The following is an 829-nucleotide window of genomic DNA, read 5'->3' as shown; positions in this document are numbered from 1 at the left end:
GGGGCAAAGCCCCACCTCGCAAAACATGATCATAAAGTTACGGCGACGATATCACTGAAAGAATCGGGAAGTTGAGGGTTCGGTGAATCTGGATTATGTGACAGTCACAATAAATATCACCCCCCCTTAGCCGACTTGACTTCCAATTTCAAACTGCTGCTTTTGGCCCAATTTCAAGTTGCTGATGACAAAGCAGGAAACATCTCTCGCAAGGGATATGCGGCTGGTCTTCGTAGATCAGGAATCCCTACCCTTCCCGTGCTTGCACGGCAGCCAAAAGCTGAGGGCAGGGAGGATGTCAATTCTGAAGAGCCGCCATTGCCTCCACAGGGATGTCGATGCCCGCTTCACTTCCCCATTTCGCCAACAGCAGGACGGTTTGCTCGGCTACTCTGATGGCATCTGAGGCATCCTCGATGTCGAATACATCCATTGCAGAAGACCCTGGCAATGCATCAGGGTATCGCGTTGCGATATAAAATCTGTCTAGTTTTCCTACGGGAGGCAAGGGTTCATTCGCGTCATACTGAAGCTCGTGGATCGTTTTTGCCAGACGAGAAACAGAATGTCCTTTCTCGACATCGTTTGTCGCAGATAACAAGCCCTTGAACGCTTTTTCAGCGGCTTGTTGCGCATGGAAACAGGCAATCGGATACTGGCCTGCATCCATCAAAATTTTTGCGGCCTTGATGTCTTCCACCGCTTGACATCCTCCCTGCCCTCAGCTTTTGGCTGCCGTGCAAGCACGGGAAGGGTAGGGATTCCTGATCTACGAAGACCAGCCGCATATCCCTTGCGAGAGATGTTTCCTGCTTCAACGCGAGAGGTC

Annotated in this window: 1 protein-coding gene; it reads right to left on the bottom strand. The window is 51.1% G+C overall.

The genetic code is table 11. From position 1 onward, the window contains the following. Positions 1-298 precede the first annotated feature (298 nt). Positions 299-700: a HEPN domain-containing protein gene (locus tag IV91_RS0113700; RefSeq protein WP_051862745.1), complete on the bottom strand. Its 402-nt coding sequence runs from the start codon at positions 698-700 to the stop codon at positions 299-301. Positions 701-829: the final 129 nt, after the last annotated feature.

Source organism: Ferrovum myxofaciens, from assembly GCF_000735045.1.
Classification (GTDB): domain Bacteria; phylum Pseudomonadota; class Gammaproteobacteria; order Burkholderiales; family Ferrovaceae; genus Ferrovum; species Ferrovum myxofaciens.
This window is presented reverse-complemented; position numbering and strand designations above follow the sequence as displayed.